Annotated in this window: 13 protein-coding genes and 1 pseudogene; 7 read left to right on the top strand and 7 right to left on the bottom strand. The window is 63.7% G+C overall.

Features of this window, described 5'->3' with window-relative positions; all coding sequences use genetic code 11:
- The first annotated feature begins 8 nt into the window (after positions 1 to 8).
- On the top strand, positions 9 to 761 hold the full coding sequence (locus tag PVU19_RS17960) for an SDR family NAD(P)-dependent oxidoreductase (RefSeq protein ID WP_050661493.1): 753 nt from the start codon (positions 9 to 11) through the stop codon (positions 759 to 761).
- A gap of 5 nt (positions 762 to 766) precedes the next feature.
- Here the strand turns inward: PVU19_RS17960 and PVU19_RS17965 are convergent, their stop codons facing one another.
- Entirely contained in the window at positions 767 to 1,696 is a 930-nt protein-coding gene (locus tag PVU19_RS17965) for a calcium/sodium antiporter (protein WP_420833236.1), read from the bottom strand.
- 199 nt (positions 1,697 to 1,895) lie between these two features.
- On the opposite strand from PVU19_RS17965, the gene kynU reads away from it, so the two are divergent.
- From kynU to PVU19_RS17980, 3 genes are all read left to right on the top strand, one after another.
- Positions 1,896 to 3,089 carry a kynureninase gene (kynU, locus tag PVU19_RS17970; RefSeq protein WP_050661495.1) on the top strand — a complete coding sequence of 398 codons (1,194 nt, stop codon included), beginning with the start codon at positions 1,896 to 1,898 and terminating at the stop codon, positions 3,087 to 3,089.
- A 234-nt stretch (positions 3,090 to 3,323) separates the two neighbouring features.
- A complete protein-coding gene (locus PVU19_RS17975; RefSeq protein ID WP_050661496.1) occupies positions 3,324 to 5,378 on the top strand; it encodes a Hint domain-containing protein in 2,055 nt (684 codons plus the stop codon).
- 353 nt (positions 5,379 to 5,731) lie between these two features.
- The gene (locus PVU19_RS17980) at positions 5,732 to 7,477 is read left to right on the top strand and encodes a Hint domain-containing protein (RefSeq protein WP_050661497.1); all 1,746 of its coding nucleotides are present in this window, start codon (positions 5,732 to 5,734) and stop codon (positions 7,475 to 7,477) included.
- A gap of 12 nt (positions 7,478 to 7,489) precedes the next feature.
- On the opposite strand, the gene PVU19_RS17985 is transcribed toward PVU19_RS17980, so the two are convergent.
- From PVU19_RS17985 to PVU19_RS18000, 5 genes and pseudogenes are all read right to left on the bottom strand, one after another.
- Positions 7,490 to 8,266 carry a gamma-glutamyl-gamma-aminobutyrate hydrolase family protein gene (locus tag PVU19_RS17985; RefSeq protein ID WP_050661498.1) on the bottom strand — a complete coding sequence of 259 codons (777 nt, stop codon included), beginning with the start codon at positions 8,264 to 8,266 and terminating at the stop codon, positions 7,490 to 7,492.
- Between the two features lie 178 nt (positions 8,267 to 8,444).
- Positions 8,445 to 8,639 (bottom strand): DUF2256 domain-containing protein, encoded by a 195-nt coding sequence (locus PVU19_RS17990; protein WP_050661499.1) that lies wholly within the window; start codon positions 8,637 to 8,639, stop codon positions 8,445 to 8,447.
- Complete coding sequence (locus tag PVU19_RS19415; RefSeq protein ID WP_420833274.1) at positions 8,639 to 9,349, bottom strand: FAD-binding domain-containing protein; 711 nt, start codon at positions 9,347 to 9,349, stop codon at positions 8,639 to 8,641. Before PVU19_RS19415 ends, PVU19_RS17990 begins: the two co-directional genes overlap by 1 nt.
- Before the next feature lie 450 nt (positions 9,350 to 9,799).
- Positions 9,800 to 10,126 (bottom strand): annotated as a pseudogene (locus PVU19_RS19420) (deoxyribodipyrimidine photo-lyase); the annotation flags it as partial.
- Positions 10,127 to 10,141: 15 nt separating this feature from the next.
- Positions 10,142 to 10,339, bottom strand: coding sequence for a hypothetical protein (locus tag PVU19_RS18000; RefSeq protein WP_050661501.1), 198 nt, complete (start codon positions 10,337 to 10,339; stop codon positions 10,142 to 10,144).
- A 109-nt stretch (positions 10,340 to 10,448) separates the two neighbouring features.
- Between PVU19_RS18000 and pepN the strand changes: the two genes are divergently transcribed.
- The gene (pepN, locus tag PVU19_RS18005) at positions 10,449 to 13,001 is read left to right on the top strand and encodes an aminopeptidase N (protein ID WP_050661502.1); all 2,553 of its coding nucleotides are present in this window, start codon (positions 10,449 to 10,451) and stop codon (positions 12,999 to 13,001) included.
- 9 nt (positions 13,002 to 13,010) lie between these two features.
- Here pepN and PVU19_RS18010 read toward each other — a convergent pair whose 3' ends face one another.
- The gene (locus PVU19_RS18010; RefSeq protein WP_050661503.1) at positions 13,011 to 14,246 is read right to left on the bottom strand and encodes an acyl-CoA dehydrogenase family protein; all 1,236 of its coding nucleotides are present in this window, start codon (positions 14,244 to 14,246) and stop codon (positions 13,011 to 13,013) included.
- A gap of 370 nt (positions 14,247 to 14,616) precedes the next feature.
- On the opposite strand from PVU19_RS18010, the gene rlmJ reads away from it, so the two are divergent.
- Both rlmJ and ctaD read left to right on the top strand, forming a co-directional pair.
- Positions 14,617 to 15,396, top strand: coding sequence for a 23S rRNA (adenine(2030)-N(6))-methyltransferase RlmJ (rlmJ, locus tag PVU19_RS18015; protein ID WP_050661504.1), 780 nt, complete (start codon positions 14,617 to 14,619; stop codon positions 15,394 to 15,396).
- A gap of 184 nt (positions 15,397 to 15,580) precedes the next feature.
- Positions 15,581 to 17,254 carry a cytochrome c oxidase subunit I gene (ctaD, locus tag PVU19_RS18020; protein WP_050661505.1) on the top strand — a complete coding sequence of 558 codons (1,674 nt, stop codon included), beginning with the start codon at positions 15,581 to 15,583 and terminating at the stop codon, positions 17,252 to 17,254.
- Positions 17,255 to 17,331: the final 77 nt, after the last annotated feature.

The following is a 17,331-nucleotide window of genomic DNA, read 5'->3' on the forward strand; positions in this document are numbered from 1 at the left end:
GAGGCAATATGGCACTTGGTGGTAAACACGCGCTGATCACCGGCGGTGGCAGCGGTATCGGTCTGGCGATTGCCCGCGCGCTCGCGGCAGAGGGGGCAGAGGTCACGATCACCGGGCGACGCGCCGGGATTCTTGAAGAGGTGGCGGGCGGCGGCCTGCACCCGCTCACGATGGACGTGACCGACGAGCGCCAGGTTGTCGAGGGTGTCGCCGCCGCAGTCGCCGCACGCGGCCCGGTGCAAATCTGCATTCCGAACGCGGGCATCGCCGAGGGTCGCGCCCTGCACAAGACCGACGCGGCGTTCTGGCGGCATATGATGGCGACCAATCTCGACGGGGCCTTCTATACCGTGCGCGAATGCCTGACCGCGATGCGCAAGACCGATTGGGGCCGGGTCATCGCGATCTCCTCGATTGCCGGGCTCAAGGGGCTGAAAGGTGCCTCGGCCTATAGTGCCAGCAAGCACGGCATGATCGGTCTGATCCGAGCCCTGAGCGAGGATTATCTCGGCACGCCGCTGACCTTCAACGCGATCTGTCCCGGCTATGTCGATACCGAAATCGTCAGCCGCAATGTCACCGCGATCTCCGAACGCGCGGGCGTCTCGACCGATGAGGCCCGCGCCATGATGATCAGCGCAAACCGCCACAACCGCCTGATCGCCCCCGACGAGGTGGCCCAAGCGGTGCTCTGGCTTTGCGGGCCGGGATCAGGCAGCGTCAACGGTCAGGCCATCGAGATCGCGGGCGGGCAGTTCTGAGAGGCTCATCCCTGCGCCAGCCACACATAGGTCCCATAGCCCGCCAGCATCAGCGCACCGGTGCTGCGCCCGATGACCGGCCGCATCAGCAGAAGGCCAGCCAGCAACAGCGACACCGCGATCATCACCGGCAGGTCGAAGGCCAGAAAGCGCCCGGCCACCGGGATCGGCGCGATGACCGCCGTCGCCCCGAGAATTCCGAGGATATTGAAGATATTGGAGCCCACGATATTTCCGATCGCGATCTCCGACTGCCGCCGCAGCGCCGCAATCAGGGAGGTGGCAAGCTCCGGCAGTGATGTGCCGACGGCGACGATGGTCAGCCCGATGAAGGCCTCTGAAATGCCATAGCCCCGTGCGATGGAAACCGCGCCATCCACCAGAAACCGCGCGCCCAGCATGAGCGCGATCAACCCGCCCAGAACCGTCAGCGCTGACATCAGCCCCGATCCGGTGGCCCCCGGAAGATCGGCCGCAGCCTCGCCCGGCTGGCGGTACGCCCAGACCAGATAGGCCACAAGACCGGCGAACAGGATCAGACCGGCAGGCCGCCCCATCTGCCCCAGTGCAAAGATCGGCACCAGCGTCAAGGCTGCGGCCAGCATTACGCCCAGATCGCGCGACAGCGCGCGTCCCTGTACCCTGATCGGCCAGACCAGCGCCGAGATCCCGACAATCAGCAGGATATTGGCGATGTTCGAGCCCAGAACATTGCCAAGCGCGATATCCGGCACGCCGCGCCAGGCGGCATCCACCGACACCAGCAGTTCCGGCGTGGACGTACCGAAGCCGACCACGGTCAAACCGATCGACAAGGGCGGCATTGCAAGCCGCCGCGCAATCCCCACGCTGCCCCGCACGAGCGCCTCGCCACCGATCAAGAGACCGGCAAGACCGGCCAGAAGATAGAGATAGTCCAATCCGTTAACTCCCATGGGCGACACCACGCCGTGACGGGGCAAGTGGGCATGTCTGCGACGACCCGCAAGACACCTGACAGGTTTATTTGATCCGGCTGTCGCGCAGGATCCACTCTCGACTGCAAAGTGCGGGCGCGGCATGGTGTCGAACGACGCACCCTCTCGATTTGCCGTCGGTCTTCGGGCAGACGTGACCAGAAAAACGGAGACGACGATGACAGATTTCACCGCAACGCGCGCCATGTTCCATATGCCCGAGGATGTCATCTATCTCGACGGAAACTCTCTCGGCCCACTGCCGCGCGCGGCAATGGAGCGGATGCAAGGCACCCTGCGTGACGAATGGGGCGAGATGCTGATCACCGGATGGAATCGCGCCGGTTGGATGGCGCAGCCGCGGGACATCGGCGACCGCATCGCGCGGCTGATCGGGGCGGAGGCGGGCCAAGTGGTGTTGGGCGACACGCTGTCGATCAAAGTCTATCAGGCGCTTGCCGCCGCGCTCGAACTGCGCCCCGACCGGCGCGTGATCCTAACCGACAGCGGCAATTTCCCCTCCGATCTCTACATGGCCGAGGGGCTGATCCGTACGCTTGATCGAGGCCATGAATTGCGCATCGTCGCCCCGGAAGAGGTGGCAGGCGCGATCACCGATGAGGTCGCGGTGACGTTAATCACGGAGGTGGATTACCGCACCGGGCGGTTGCACGACATGGCGGACGTGACCGCACGCGCGCATGCGGCGGGGGCCCTCACGGTCTGGGATCTGGCGCATAGCGCCGGGGCATTGCCGGTCGATGTGGCGGGCGCAGGCGCGGATTTCGCCGTGGGCTGCACCTACAAGTATCTCAACGGCGGCCCCGGTGCGCCCGCCTTCATTTATGTCGCGCCTCGTCACGCAGAAACAGCCTTTCCTGCGCTCTCGGGCTGGCTTGGCCATGACGCGCCTTTCGCCTTTGAACCCGCCTATCGCCCCGGCGCGGGTATCGAACGGATGCGCGTCGGCACGCCCCCGGTGCTGGCCATGGCCGCACTGGAAGCGGCGACCGATGTCTGGGACGGTGTCGACATGGACGATCTGCGCGCCCGCTCGATCGAACTGAGCGAGATGTTCATCAAAGGGGTCGAGGCCGCCTGCCCGATGCTGACACTGGCCAGCCCGCGCGACCCGGCACAGCGCGGCTCTCAGGTGTCGTTCCGCTTTGAAGAAGGCTATGCTGCCATGCAGGCCTTGATCGCACGCGGTGTGATCGGCGATTTCCGCGCGCCGGATATCATGCGCTTCGGCTTTACCCCGCTCTACATTTCGGAGGCCGAGGTCGAGACCGCAATTCGCATCGTGACCGACGTGATGCAGAACCGGCTCTGGGACCTTCCAGAGCACCGGACACGCCACGCGGTCACCTGAGACAAGCCGACACAACCCTGAGCTTGAAAAGACAGGCTTTCGCCGCAATCTGTCTCAAATTCACCAAAAACCCCGCCAATTGCCGCCGCAGACGCTGTGTATCCATTTTGGAAACAACGGGATGCAACAGCACATGGAGCGCATCTCGTCTTAGCGAAGCAAGGCCATCAAAGAGCCTTGGCGCGTCTGACACAGTGGCGGGGGCACACCCCCCGCGAGGCAGGAGTGACGGGTATGCCCGACGGGTATCTGGTACAACTGGGTGATGGATCGCTCGATCCGAACGACGGCATTGTCGACCCGCTTGTGACATTCACCACCGACACCGAACTTGGTGCGGGGGACTGGATCTGGTCCGGCACCTGGAACGGACAGACCTTCACCAACACGTCCGAACCAGGCGTCTTTTTCCTCGCCACCGATGGCAGTGTCTATTTCGTGCCGGATTTCGGCCCGGTGGACACGATCACATCCGCAACGGTGCAGGACGCGCCGACCTTCTCTATCTCCAATGGCCCTGTGGATGGAACCGCCGGGGCAGACGTCATCGATGACACCTATACTGACGGGGATGGCGACTCGGTCGATACCGGGCTGGGCGGCGGCCCGGATGGCAATGACGACACGGTCAACGCAGGTGCAGGTAACGACAGGGTCGCGTCGGGTCTCGGCAACGACCAGGTGCAGGCTGGTCCCGGCAACGACACCGTGGATGCAGGCGATGGTGACGATCTGGTGATCGGCGGCAGTGGCCAGGATTCGATCCTCGGTGGTTCCGGCAACGACACGCTCTATGGCGGCAACGATCCAGCACAGTTCACCGGCACTGGCGGCACTAACACGCTCAGCACGTCGTTTCAGGTCATAAACCTGGGGAATTTCGCTGATATCGATCCCAACGAGGCCAATGGCATCTCCGAGAACATGGCCGATCTCTTCGGCACCTACGGCTCTCTCGACGCACCGCTCTATGAAAACCTTCTCGACATGACGACCGCCGATCCTAACGGATCGGGCAATGTCGACGACAATGACAACGCTAACACCCCCGAAACCGTGACCATCGGCGGGCAAAGCGTCACGCTCGACAGCGTGCAGGTCTACAACGCCACCCTCACCTATGCCGATGGCAGCACAGCGAACATCACAGCGGTGGTGTTCCAGACGACCACCGGTGACACATTCCTTGCCCCTGAACTCGCGATCAACGCTGATAACGCGGCGCTCTCGGCGCAACCTATCGTGTCGATCTCACTCAACTCGACCAGCGCGGATAACGGCTCGCTCGCCGCGAGCCGTGTCGATACCGATTTCAAGGTGCCGATCGCAGACGAAACCGGCGATTTTATTGACGGCGGCGCGGGCAACGATCAGATCTTCGGCAACGAAGGAGATGACACCCTGACCGGCGGCACCGGGGCGGATACGATCTATGGCGGCACCGGGAACGATGCGTTCTTTCTGGCCGAGGGCGACGTGGCGTTCGGCAGTGACGGCGACGACCTCTTCGTGATCGGTGATCTCGGCGAGGCAGGCGCGGGCACGATCACTATCGTGGGTGGCGAGGGAGACGAGACAGCCGGCGATACGCTTCAACTCAATGCCGACGTGACACCGGACGACATCACCTTCACCAACACGGATGACGCAGCGGGCGGGCTATCGGGCTCGTTCACGCTTGCCGATGGCACCCTCGTCACCTTCTCGGAAATCGAGAACATCATCTGCTTTACCCCCGGCGCACGCATCCTGACGCCGCGCGGCCTGCGCCCTGTCGAGCGCCTGAGGGCGGGCGATCTGGTCATCACCCGCGACAATGGCCCTCAACCAGTGCGCTGGACCGGCCGTCGCACGGTGCCGGGGATCGAGCGCTTTGCCCCGATCCGCGTGGCCGCGCATGTGCTCGACGGGGCGACAGCATCGCTTCTGGTCTCACCGCAACACCGGTTTCTCTTCACCGGCTACAAGGCCGAACTGCTGTTCGGCTGCGACGAGGTGCTGGTCTCGGCCAAACACCTGGTGGATGGGCGCGACGTCACCGAGGCACCACAGGCCGAGGTCACCTATATCCACGTCATGCTCGATCGCCACGAGGTGATTTATGCCGACGGTGCCGCAACCGAGAGCTTTCACGCAGGAGATATCGGTCTGGCCGCGATTTCGGATCAATCCCGCGAGGAGATGTTCCGCATCTTCCCTGAATTGCGCACCCATCCCGAAGCCTACGGGCCCACGGCGCGCCCCTGCCTGAAACGCCATGAGGCACGTCTTTTGCAACCCTGCACCTGAGTGACCCTGAAATACAGCCGCGCGCTGCCGTTGAGATGTCGAATTGCCACCACAGACCCGCCTAGACAGACCACTTAACCCGATCAACAGACATTTTGCCTAGCGTCGTGATGCTGCCAGCATGCCGTGTGTTAAGTACGAGGAAGAACAAATAGTTATGCCATTCAACTCAGAACAAACCAGCAATAGGCACCGCATCCCGACTACCCCCTCGGGATCATCCCCGCTGCGCGGCACCGCCACACAAGATGGAGACGGGCCAACGGGGGCTATGCGCTGGTCAAGTCAGGCCGAGTCCTGCCCCGGTGATCAGGCAGGCAAAGAACGGCTTTTGAACGAGTGCGAGATTTAAGATGGCGAACCACATCACGAACGGTGTCTTTGAAACCAACACCGCCACGGCTGGGTCGCAGTCCCCCTCTGGCTGGACGATCACCTCGGGCTCACCCGATCTTCAGACCGACGGCAGTTTCGAATGGGCCAATCAGGGCTGGATGCCCGCCGATCTCGACGCCTCGGGCGGTAGCGGCTACATCACGTTGTTCGGAGATGGCGGAACGGCGCGCGAGGCGCTGTCGACCACGCTCAACACATCCGTTGTCGCGGGCCAAACCTATACGTTTTCCTTCGACTTCTACGTCAACGATTCGAACGGCACCAGCAATCAGGCGGGCGCCACGAACCTGAACGTCACCATCGGCACGCAAACACTGACACTCCTGATCGACAGCACCGGGCAAACGGCCCCCTACTGGCAGACCGCGACCTTCAACTTCACCGCGACCGAGACGACCAGCAACCTGTCGCTCTCCACCACGAGCGATACAGGGGCCTTCGGCAGCCTGACAGGTATCGCACTCGATAATCTTGTCCTCGATGTCGCTCTCAACGGAATCGTCGAAGGCACGGCAGCGGGCGAACTCATCGATATCGACTATATCGGCGATCCCGAGGGCGACCGCATCGACGCCAACGACAACCTTGCCGAAACCAATGACGACAGCGTCGAGGCAGGGGCGGGCGATGACACGATCCTTGCCGGGGCTGGCAATGACACCGTCAACGCGGATGACGGCAACGACCTGCTGGATGGCGGCGCAGGCAACGACATCCTGAACGGGGGGGTCGGCAACGACACCCTCTCCGGCGATGCCGGGGAGGACACGATCTTTGGCGGGACCGACGATGACCTGATTTCCGGCGGCACCGGCAATGATCAGCTGTTCGGGCAAGACGGTAACGACACGATCAACGTGAGCCAGGGCGACAGTGCCGAGGGTGGCGACGGCGACGATGTGTTCATTCTGACGGATCTCGGCGAGACCGACACCGGCACCGTCACGATCATCGGCGGCGAGGGTGACGAGACGGCGGGCGATACGCTGGTCTTGACACCCGAAATCGGGCGCGACGACATCACCTTCACCAATACCGACGACGCGGCAGGGGGCCTTTCCGGCACCTTCACCCTGAATGGCGCGGTGGTGAATTTCTCGGAGATCGAGAATATCATCTGTTTCACCCCCGGTGCGCGCATCCTCACCCAATGGGGCGAGCGCCCGATCGAGATGCTGCGGCTTGGCGACATGGTGGTAACCCGCGACCATGGGTTGCAGCCGGTGCGTTGGATCGGCGAGCGAACCGTGCACGCGACAGGGGTTTTTGCCCCCATCTCCATCGCGTCAAGCGTGATGGGCGGGCATGAAGCTCTGTTGGTTTCGCCTCAGCACCGGTTGCTTTTCACCGGCTATCGCGCCGAGCTGCTTTTCGGCGAGAGCGAGGTTCTCGTCGCGGCCAAGCATCTGGTGAACGGGCGCGATGTGACGGTCTCCCGACAGGAGGCAGTGACCTATATCCACATCATGTTCGACCGCCACGAGGTGATCTATGCCGGTGGCATAGCAACCGAGAGCTTTTATGCAGGTGACTCCGCGCTTTCAGCCGTGGATGCCGCCGCCCGCGAGGAATTGTTCACGATATTCCCGGAATTGCGCAGCGCTCCGGGGCGCCATCGCGAGATCGCGCGCCCCTGCCTCAAGCGGCACGAGGCGGCCTTGCTGTGCAACGAGGACGAAATTGCCCCGGCGTGGTCGCGCTAGGCCGCGTGTCGGTCAGGCACTGCGCAGCACCGGGGCCACCTGCCCCGCCGCCCAGGCCCGCACCGCATCGCCAAAGGCGGTGAACAGCGGGCGGCTGACGGGATCGTTCGTGGCGTTGTATTCCGGGTGCCACTGCACCGCGAGGGTAAAGCCGCGTGCGCCGTCGAGATAGAGCGCCTCGGGCGTGTCGTCATGCGCCCAGCCGTCGATCACCACGCCATGTCCGGGCCGCACGATACCCTGCCCGTGCAGGGTGTTGGTCATCACTTCCTCGGCCCCCATCAGCCGGTGAAACACGCCGCCCGGCGTGAACCGAACCTTGTGGCGCAGGGCAAACTGTTCATCCATCGTGCCCTCGGGCGGCATGCGGTGGTTGTCGCGCCCCGGCAAATCGCGGATTTCGGGGTGCAGCGTGCCGCCCATCGCGACATTGACCTCCTGAAAGCCGCGGCAGATGCCCAGAAACGGCTGCCCCCGCTCCAGACAGGCGCGCACCAGCGGCAGGGTGATCGCGTCGCGGGCCCGGTCAAACGCGCCATGCGCCTCGGTCGGCTCTTCGCCATATTCCTCGGGGTGGACATTGGGCCGCCCGCCGGTCAGCAGAAAGCCGTCGCACACGTCCATAAGCTCCGCCACCGAGACATAGCGCGGGTCAGCGGGAATGATCAGCGGCAGGCACCCCGCCACATCGGCCATGGCAGAAGAGTTGATCGTGCCGCCCGCATGGGTGGGGTAGCGATTGTCGATCTGATACTGGTTTGCGATGATGCCGACGACCGGGCGAGTCATTTTGGTCCTTCTTGGTCAGGCGCGTTGCGTTCCATTTGCTTAAAATATAGCGCAGAATGAAATAACAAAACATCAATACGCGCACATATTCTCGTGCGCTGATGCGGGTTTGCCCAAAATCCCTGCACGGTTTCTTGACCTTTCCGCGCAATGCTCCGGGCCGTGGGCGGGGGTCGCGTCACCGGTCAAACGCATCCCGACCGGCCGTGGTTTTCCCGTCCACACCAGCCGCTTTGCGCGCGCGCCGGCACCTCTCGCTGCAATGGCGCACCTCGTCCCAGACCTTGGCCCATTTGCGCCGCCATTGCATCGGGCGACCACACGTGGCGCAGGTCTTGACCGGCAGGTCGGATTTGCGGCGGCCGCGCGGCATTAGAGGTCGAGGCTCAGCTGTGCATCGTTGCGCGGCTTGCGGCGCTGGCGCTTGCGGCTCGCGTGTTTTTGCACGATCCGCGCCGTCTCGACATCGCCGCGATGCGCCGCGCGACAGGCATAGACCGCCTCTTTGGCGGCCTTCGCCGCCGCCACCGGATCGACAATCGGCGCGGGGTATCGCTTGCCCAACAGGCTGCCTGCCCCGTCCCAATCCCAGGGCCGCTGCAAATGCGCATCCGGCACCCCGGCCAGTTCTGGCACCCAAGCCCTCGTGAATGCGCCGGTCGGGTCCTGATCCAAACCCTGTTTGATCGGATTATAAATGCGGATCGTGTTCATCCCTGTTGTCCCTGACTGCATCTGCACCTGAGACCAGTGAATGCCCGGCTCGTAATCGGTGAAATACCGCGCCAGCACCGCCCCCGTCGCCCGCCAATCCAGCCACAGGTGATAGGACGCCACTGCCATGAGCATCGAGCGCATGCGGAAATTCAGCCAGCCGGTGGCAATCAGCGAGCGCATGCAGGCATCGACAAAGGGCAGCCCCGTCTCGCCCCGCGCCCATGCGCCAAGCCGCGCGGCATCAGGCTCTGCGGGGCGCAAATCCTCGTAGGCAGGGTGCAGGCAGCGATGCTCGATCGCCGGTTCATCCTCCAGCTTTTGCATGAAGTGATCGCGCCAAGCCAGCCGCGCCTGAAACGAGCGCATCGCGCGCGTCCAGTCTGCTCCGCGCCCGGTGGGGGCTCCGCGCCCCGCCTGCACCGCCTCACGAATCGAAAGCGTGCCGACGGCCAGATGCGGGGAGAGCCGCGAACACGCCCGCGCGCCGGTCAAGGGAGACGACATGGCGCGGGTATAGCTCTCGCCGCGCGTGGCAAGGAAACTCTCCAAGGCACGCTCTGCGGCCCGTCGCCCGCCGCGCTGCCGACCGGGGCAATGGTCTTCAAGGCCGAGCGCGTGCGCCTCGGGCATTGGGTCGCTCGTGATCCCGGCTCTGGTCACAGCGCCTGCGATCGTCGGCACCAAGGGTGCACGCATGAACGCATCGCGCGCGCCCTGCCACCGGTCGCGGTTGTCCAGCCGCCGCATCACCCCGCATTGCGGCATCTCGTGCCACGTCACCCCCTGCCCGCGCGCCCAATCCGCGACGCGCCGGTCGCGCGCAAAGCTCCAGCCATTTCCGGTTTCTTCGTGGCTGACCAGATTTTTCACGCCATGCGCCGCGCGCAGGTTCTCCAGCACCGGCACGGCCTCACCGACGCGGAGAATCAACGGCAAGCCGATCCCAGACAATGCCTCGCGCAAACTGTCGAGCGCCTCGCGCAAAACCGCATAGTGCCGACCCGAGGCATCCCCCTGCGCCCACATCTCCGGTTCCACGATATAGAGCGGGATCACCGGCCCAAGCCGCACGGCATGCGCGAGCGCCGGATGATCCTGCACCCGCAGATCGCGCTTGAACCAGCAGATCAACGGTGCGGGCATGTCAGGCAACCTCGGTCATTCGACGACCACTTCATCGCCAGTGCGGCCGTCGATCTTCACGTCCGGGTCGACCGGCGTCTGTCCCTGCGAGGCGACCCAACCGATCAGCCCCAGAAGCAGCACGAGGGCAAAAAGCACCGCCCCCCGTATCCCCATCAACGCAGGCTTGTGCTGTTTCTTCTGCTTTTCGACATTCGTCTCGGGTGCCGACATTGTGGCTCCTTTCCTATGCGTCCATCCGCGCGCATCCCCCATTGAAGCTGCACGCGCATCGCCCTAACGTCCGGCAAACCTCTTGTTCCAGCCGACGGAGACGCCCGCGATGAAAGACGCCTCACCCCAGACCATCTATCTCGCGGATTACACTCCGCCAGCCTTTCTGGTCGAAAAGGTTCACCTGACCTTCCGCCTCTCACCGGAAAAAACCCGCGTTCTTAGCAAGATAGAGTTTCGCCCCAACCCCGCATCGTCAAGCCGCACGTTCTTCCTGCATGGCGAAAACCTCCGCCTCATAGGTGCGAAAATCGACGGCGCGGCGATCACGCCGCAGGTGACGGCCGAGGGCCTGACCGCCGATGTCCCCGACGCGCCCTTCACCTTCGAGGCCGAGGTCGAGATCGACCCGGCGGGCAATACCGCGCTTGAGGGGCTGTATATGTCCAACGGGATGTATTGCACCCAATGCGAGGCCGAGGGCTTTCGCAAGATCACCTATTACCCCGACCGTCCCGACGTGATGAGCGTGTTCACCGTCCGGATCGAGGGCGACATGCCGGTGATGCTGTCCAACGGCAACCCGGTGGCAGAGGGCGACGGCTGGGCCGAGTGGCACGATCCCTGGCCGAAACCGGCCTATCTCTTCGCGCTCGTCGCGGGCGATCTTGTCAACCATGCCGACCGCTTCACCACCCGCTCGGGCCGCAAGGTCGATCTCAACATCTGGGTGCGCCCCGGCGATGAGGGCAAATGCGCCTTCGGCATGGAGGCGCTCAAGAAATCCATGACATGGGACGAGGAAGTCTACGGGCGCGAATACGATCTCGACCTGTTCAACATCGTCGCGGTCGATGATTTCAACATGGGCGCAATGGAGAACAAAGGGCTGAACATCTTCAACTCCTCCTGCGTTCTGGCCAGCCCCGAGACCAGCACCGACGCCAATTTCGAGCGCATCGAGGCGATCATCGCGCATGAGTATTTCCACAACTGGACCGGCAACCGCATCACCTGCCGCGACTGGTTTCAGCTTTGCCTCAAGGAGGGGCTGACCGTCTATCGCGACTCGGAATTCACCGCCGATATGCGCTCTGCCCCCGTGAAGCGCATCGGTGACGTCATCGCCCTGCGTGCTCGTCAGTTCCGCGAGGATAACGGCCCGCTGGCCCATCCGGTGCGCCCCGAAAGCTTTGTCGAGATCAACAATTTCTACACCGCCACGGTCTATGAGAAGGGGGCCGAGTTGATCGGCATGCTCAAGCGGCTCGTGGGGGATGACGCCTACGGGCGCGCGCTCGACCTCTATTTCGAGCGGCATGACGGGCAGGCCTGCACCATCGAGGACTGGTTGCAGGTGTTCGAGGATGCGACCGGCCGCGATCTGGCGCAGTTCAAACGCTGGTACACGCAGGCCGGCACGCCGCGCCTACGGGTCAGCGAGGACTACGAGGGCGGCACCTACACCCTGCATTTCGAACAACACACCCCGCCCACGCCGGGGCAGGAGGTGAAAGACCCTCGCGTGATCCCGATTGCCGTGGGGCTTCTGGGGCCCAACGGCGACGAGATCAAAGAAACGCAACTGCTGGAGATGACCGAGGCGCGGCAAAGTTTCACCTTCGACGGGCTGGCCGCCAAGCCGGTCCCTTCGATCCTGCGCGATTTCTCCGCCCCGGTGATTCTGGACCGCGAGACCAGCAATGAAGAACGCGCCTTCCTGCTCGCCCATGACACCGACCCGTTCAACAAATGGGAGGCTGGACGCGCGCTCGCCCGCAACGGCCTGCTGGCGATGATCCGCGAGGGGGCCGCCCCCGATGCCGCCTATCTCGACGCCGTGCATACCATGGCCCGCGACGAGACGCTTGACCCGGCCTTTCGCGCCCTCGCCCACGGGTTGCCGAGCGAGGACGATCTCGCACAATCGCTGCATGACGCGGGCCACACCCCCGACCCGCAAGCCATCTGGGAGGCGCTGGAGACCCTGCGCGATGCCCGCGCCGTGACGATGGAGGCCACCGCACGCGCGCTTTACGACCGGCATCAGGTCACCGCCCCCTACCGTCCCGACCCCGAGCAGACCGGCGCGCGGGCACTCGCCAACGCCGCGCTTGCCATCCTCACCCGCCGCGACGGCGGCGCGCAGGCGCAGGCGCAATATGATGCAGCGGACAACATGACCCAGCAGCTTGCCGGGCTCTCTTGCCTTCTACAGGCGGGCAAGGGTGCAGCCGCGGTGCAGGCCTTTTATGAACAGTGGCAGCACGACCGGCTGGTGATCGACAAATGGTTCAGCCTGCAGATCCTGCAGGCCGCCCCGCAGGACACCGCCGATACCACCGCACGCCTGACCGAGCACCGCGATTTCACCATTCGCAACCCCAACCGCTTCCGCGCCACATTGGGCGCGCTCGCCATGTCACCGGCAGGCTTTCACCACGCGTCGGGCAAGGGCTACAAGACACTTGCGGATTGGCTCATCGCGCTCGATCCACTCAATCCGCAGACCACGGCGCGCATGTGTTCGGCGTTCGAGACATGGCGGCGCTATGATGCGGACCGGCGGGCGCTGATCGCGGAACAGCTTGACCGCATCCTTGCCTCCCCGAACCTCAGCCGCGACACGACAGAAATGGTCAGCCGCATACGGGGGGGCTGAGCCGAACGCTCAGACCTTTTCCTGCGTGTGCTTGCGCAATTCGGCGCGGGCCACCTGCCGACGGTGCACCGCGTCGGGACCATCGGCCAGCCGAAGCGTGCGCACATGGGTCCACATCGCGGCCAGCGGCACGTCCTGTGAAATGCCCTGCGCGCCGAATATCTGCACCGCCTCGTCGATCACCTTGAGGGCCACGCGCGGGGCCACCACCTTGATCTGGCTGATCCAGGGGGCGGCGGCGCGCGCATCGCCCTGATCCATCATCCAAGCGGCCTTGAGGCACAACAGCCGCGCCTGCTCGATCTCCATGCGGCATTCGGCGATGATGTCGTAATTCGCCCCCAACTGCGCCAGCGGCTTGCCGAACGCCTCGCGCGCAAGGCTGCGCTTGCACATCATCTCGAGCGCGGCCTCGGCCTGCCCGATGGCGCGCATGCAATGGTGAATACGCCCCGGTCCAAGCCGACCCTGCGCGATCTCGAAGCCGCGCCCCTCGCCCAACAGCATGTTGTCGGCGGGCACGCGCACATTCTCGAACTTGAAATGCATATGCCCGTGCGGCGCGTCGTCACGACCGTAGACCTCCATCGGGCGCAGCTTTTCAATGCCGGGCGTATCGGCGGGCACCACGATCATCGAATGGCGCTGGTGTTTTGGCTGGTCATCGCCCCCCGTCCGGACCATCACGATATAAACGGCGCAGCGCGGATCACCCGCGCCGGTGGCCCACCATTTCTGACCGTTCAGCACGTAGTGATCACCGTCGCGCGCGCAGGTCATGGCGATGTTGGTGGCATCCGAACTGGCAACCTCCGGTTCGGTCATCAGGTAGGCGCTGCGAATCTCCCCCTCCAGCAGCGGGGCGAGCCATTCGGCCTTCATCGCCTCGGTGCCGTACCGCTCGAAAACCTCCATGTTGCCGGTATCGGGGGCATTACAGTTGAACACCTCGGCCCCCATCGGCGTGCGCCCCATCGCTTCGGCGAAATAGGCATATTCGACTGTCGTCAGGCCAAAGCCGCGTGCACTGTCGGTCAGCCAGAAATTCCACAGCCCCTCGGCCTTGGCCCGCGCTTTCAATCCTTCGAGGATTTCGGCTTGCCGGGGCGTGTAGGTCCAACGGTCTCCCTTTCCCACTTCGGCGTGATACTCGGCCTCCAGCGGCATGATCTCGTCGCGCACCATCGCCGCCACGCGATCCAGCAAGTCCTGCATCTGCGGCCGCATGCCAAGGTTCATTTCCATGCCTCTCTCCTCTTTTTCTTGCGTGCCACAAGCCTGCGCTCCGCACCTTCAACCCCTGCGCGACAACCCCGCGCCGCCTTGCAACCCAAGGCCCCGAACTTGGCCGAATGCCAAAACCTTACCCGCGCAGACCCCAATTTCCGCCACATTACACACGCCATATGAGCCTTGTTGGGGGGCACGCTGCACGCATCCCACGCAGCGCGACCCGCACATTCAGTGACGTAACATATTCAAGAGTGATCTGTTTCCTGTATGGTATGCAACAGCAAATCAGGTGGCCGCCACTGTGCGGTCACCTGGTCCTGATTGCGACACCCCGCCCCTCATGCCATCTTCCCCCGTCCGGAACCGCCTGCTATTGGGCCGCATGCTGAGCTATCAACATCACTACCACGCGGGCAATCCGGCGGATGTCCACAAGCACGCGCTGCTGGCGTGGGGGTTGGACTACCTGACCCGCAAGGACAAACCGTTCAGCTATATCGAGACCCACGCGGGCCGGGGCCTCTATGACCTGAGCGATGCGGCCGCCCACAAAACCGGGGAGGCTGCACAGGGCATCGGGCGGCTGGAGACGGCGATTGCCGCCACTCACCCCTACCGCCTGCGCCTTGATGCCACACGCGCGAAACACGGGGCCAACGCCTATCCCGGCTCGCCGCTCATCGCGGCGCTCAGCCTGCGCGCGGGTGACAGCCTGCACCTTGCGGAACTGCACCCGGGCGAGCATGCCCTGCTCGCCTCGCATCTGGCCCCCTACCGCCCTCGACTGCGTCAGGAGGACGGGTTCGCCATGGCCCAAACCCTCTGCCCGCCCATGCCGCGCCGGGGGCTGTTGCTGGCCGATCCAAGCTATGAGGTGAAGACGGAATATGACAGCATTCCCCGCCACTTCGCCCAGATCGCCCGGAAATGGAATGTGGGCATCCTGATGCTCTGGTATCCGATCCTGACCAGCGGCATCCACACCGCGATGCTCACCCATCTCGGCGCGATCTTCCCCGACGCTCTGCGCCACGAGGTCCGTTTTCCACCTGTCCGCGCGGGACACCGCATGGCGGGCTCTGGAATGTTCGTGGTGAACCCGCCCTACGGTCTGCAAGAGCAGGCGGCACGGCTCACAGAGATCTACGCCGCGCAGGCTTAAGCGGCGCAGGCCACATCGGGCATCCCCGCCCTCAAACGCCGGGGGGTGCGACAAAATTCTTTGATCTGCATCAATTTCGCGCATTGCCGCGCCGGGCGGGACATTCTAAAACCTGAGAGGATCACGGGCGTGTGAGCCACGCTGGATTCTGCGTGCCCGTCACAACATCAGCAGGAGGCATCAAATGGCAGACGCAGCCATTCACGGCCACGAACACGAAGATCAGCGCGGGTTTTTCACCCGGTGGTTCATGTCCACGAACCACAAGGATATCGGTATCCTGTACCTGATCACCTCGGCGATCGTCGGTCTCATCTCGGTCATGTTCACCGTCTACATGCGGATGGAACTGATGGAACCGGGCGTTCAGTACATGTGCATGGAAGGCGCGCGCTTCATCGCGTCGGATGTCGCTGAATGCACGCCCAACGGCCACCTTTGGAACGTGATGATCACCTATCACGGCGTCCTGATGATGTTCTTCGTGGTCATCCCGGCACTCTTCGGCGGGTTTGGCAACTATTTCATGCCGCTGCAAATCGGCGCGCCGGACATGGCGTTCCCGCGGATGAACAACCTGTCGTTCTGGCTGTTCATCGCCGGCACGTCGCTTGGCGTGGCCTCGCTTCTGGCGCCGGGTGGCAACGGTCAGCTTGGCTCTGGCGTGGGCTGGGTGCTCTACCCGCCGCTCTCGACCAACGAGGCGGGCATGTCGATGGACCTCGCGATTTTCGCGGTCCACGTCTCGGGGGCGTCGTCGATCCTCGGCGCGATCAACATGATCACCACCTTCCTCAACATGCGGGCGCCGGGCATGACGCTGTTCAAGGTGCCGCTCTTTGCGTGGTCGATCTTCGTCACCGCATGGCTGATCCTGCTGGCCCTGCCGGTGCTCGCGGGGGCAATCACCATGCTGCTGACCGACCGCAACTTCGGGACGACCTTCTTCGACCCGGCGGGCGGCGGTGATCCGATCCTCTACCAGCACATCCTGTGGTTCTTCGGCCACCCGGAAGTGTATATCATCATCCTGCCCGGCTTTGGCATCATCTCCCACGTGATCGCCACCTTCTCGCGCAAGCCGATCTTCGGCTACCTGCCGATGGTCTGGGCGCTGATTGCGATCGGTGTTCTGGGCTTTGTCGTCTGGGCGCACCACATGTACACCGTGGGCATGTCGCTGACCCAGCAGAGCTATTTCATGCTGGCGACGATGGTGATCGCGGTGCCAACGGGTGTGAAGGTGTTCAGTTGGATCGCGACCATGTGGGGCGGCTCGATCGAGTTCAAGACGCCGATGCTCTGGGCGTTCGGCTTTCTGTTCCTCTTCACCGTCGGCGGCGTCACGGGCATCGTGCTCAGCCAGGCATCGGTAGACCGGGCCTATCACGACACCTATTACGTTGTGGCCCACTTCCACTATGTGATGAGCCTTGGCGCGGTCTTCGCCATCTTTGCCGGGATCTATTTCTACTTCCCCAAGATGACCGGCCGCATGATCCCCGAATGGGCCGGCAAGCTGCACTTCTGGGCGATGTTCATCGGTGCCAACCTGACCTTCTTCCCGCAGCACTTCCTGGGACGTCAGGGCATGCCGCGCCGCTATATCGACTATCCCGAGGCCTTCGCGGTCTGGAACTGGTGGTCGTCGATCGGGGCCTTCATCTCGTTCGCGTCGTTCATCTTCTTCTTCGGCATCGTGATCTACACGCTCCTGCGCGGGGCGCGGTCGACCGAGGCCAACCCTTGGAACGAATATGCTGACACGCTGGAATGGACCCTGCCCTCGCCGCCGCCGGAGCACACGTTCGAACAGCTCCCCAAGCGTGAGGACTGGGACAAGCAGCCAGCCCACTGATCGGCATGAGACCGACACGACGCAGGCCCCGGATCACTCCGGGGCCTGTTTCATTTCAAGCCGGTGTTTGCGATGCT

Origin of the sequence: Roseovarius tolerans (assembly GCF_028885395.1) — a bacterium.
Classification (GTDB): domain Bacteria; phylum Pseudomonadota; class Alphaproteobacteria; order Rhodobacterales; family Rhodobacteraceae; genus Roseovarius; species Roseovarius tolerans.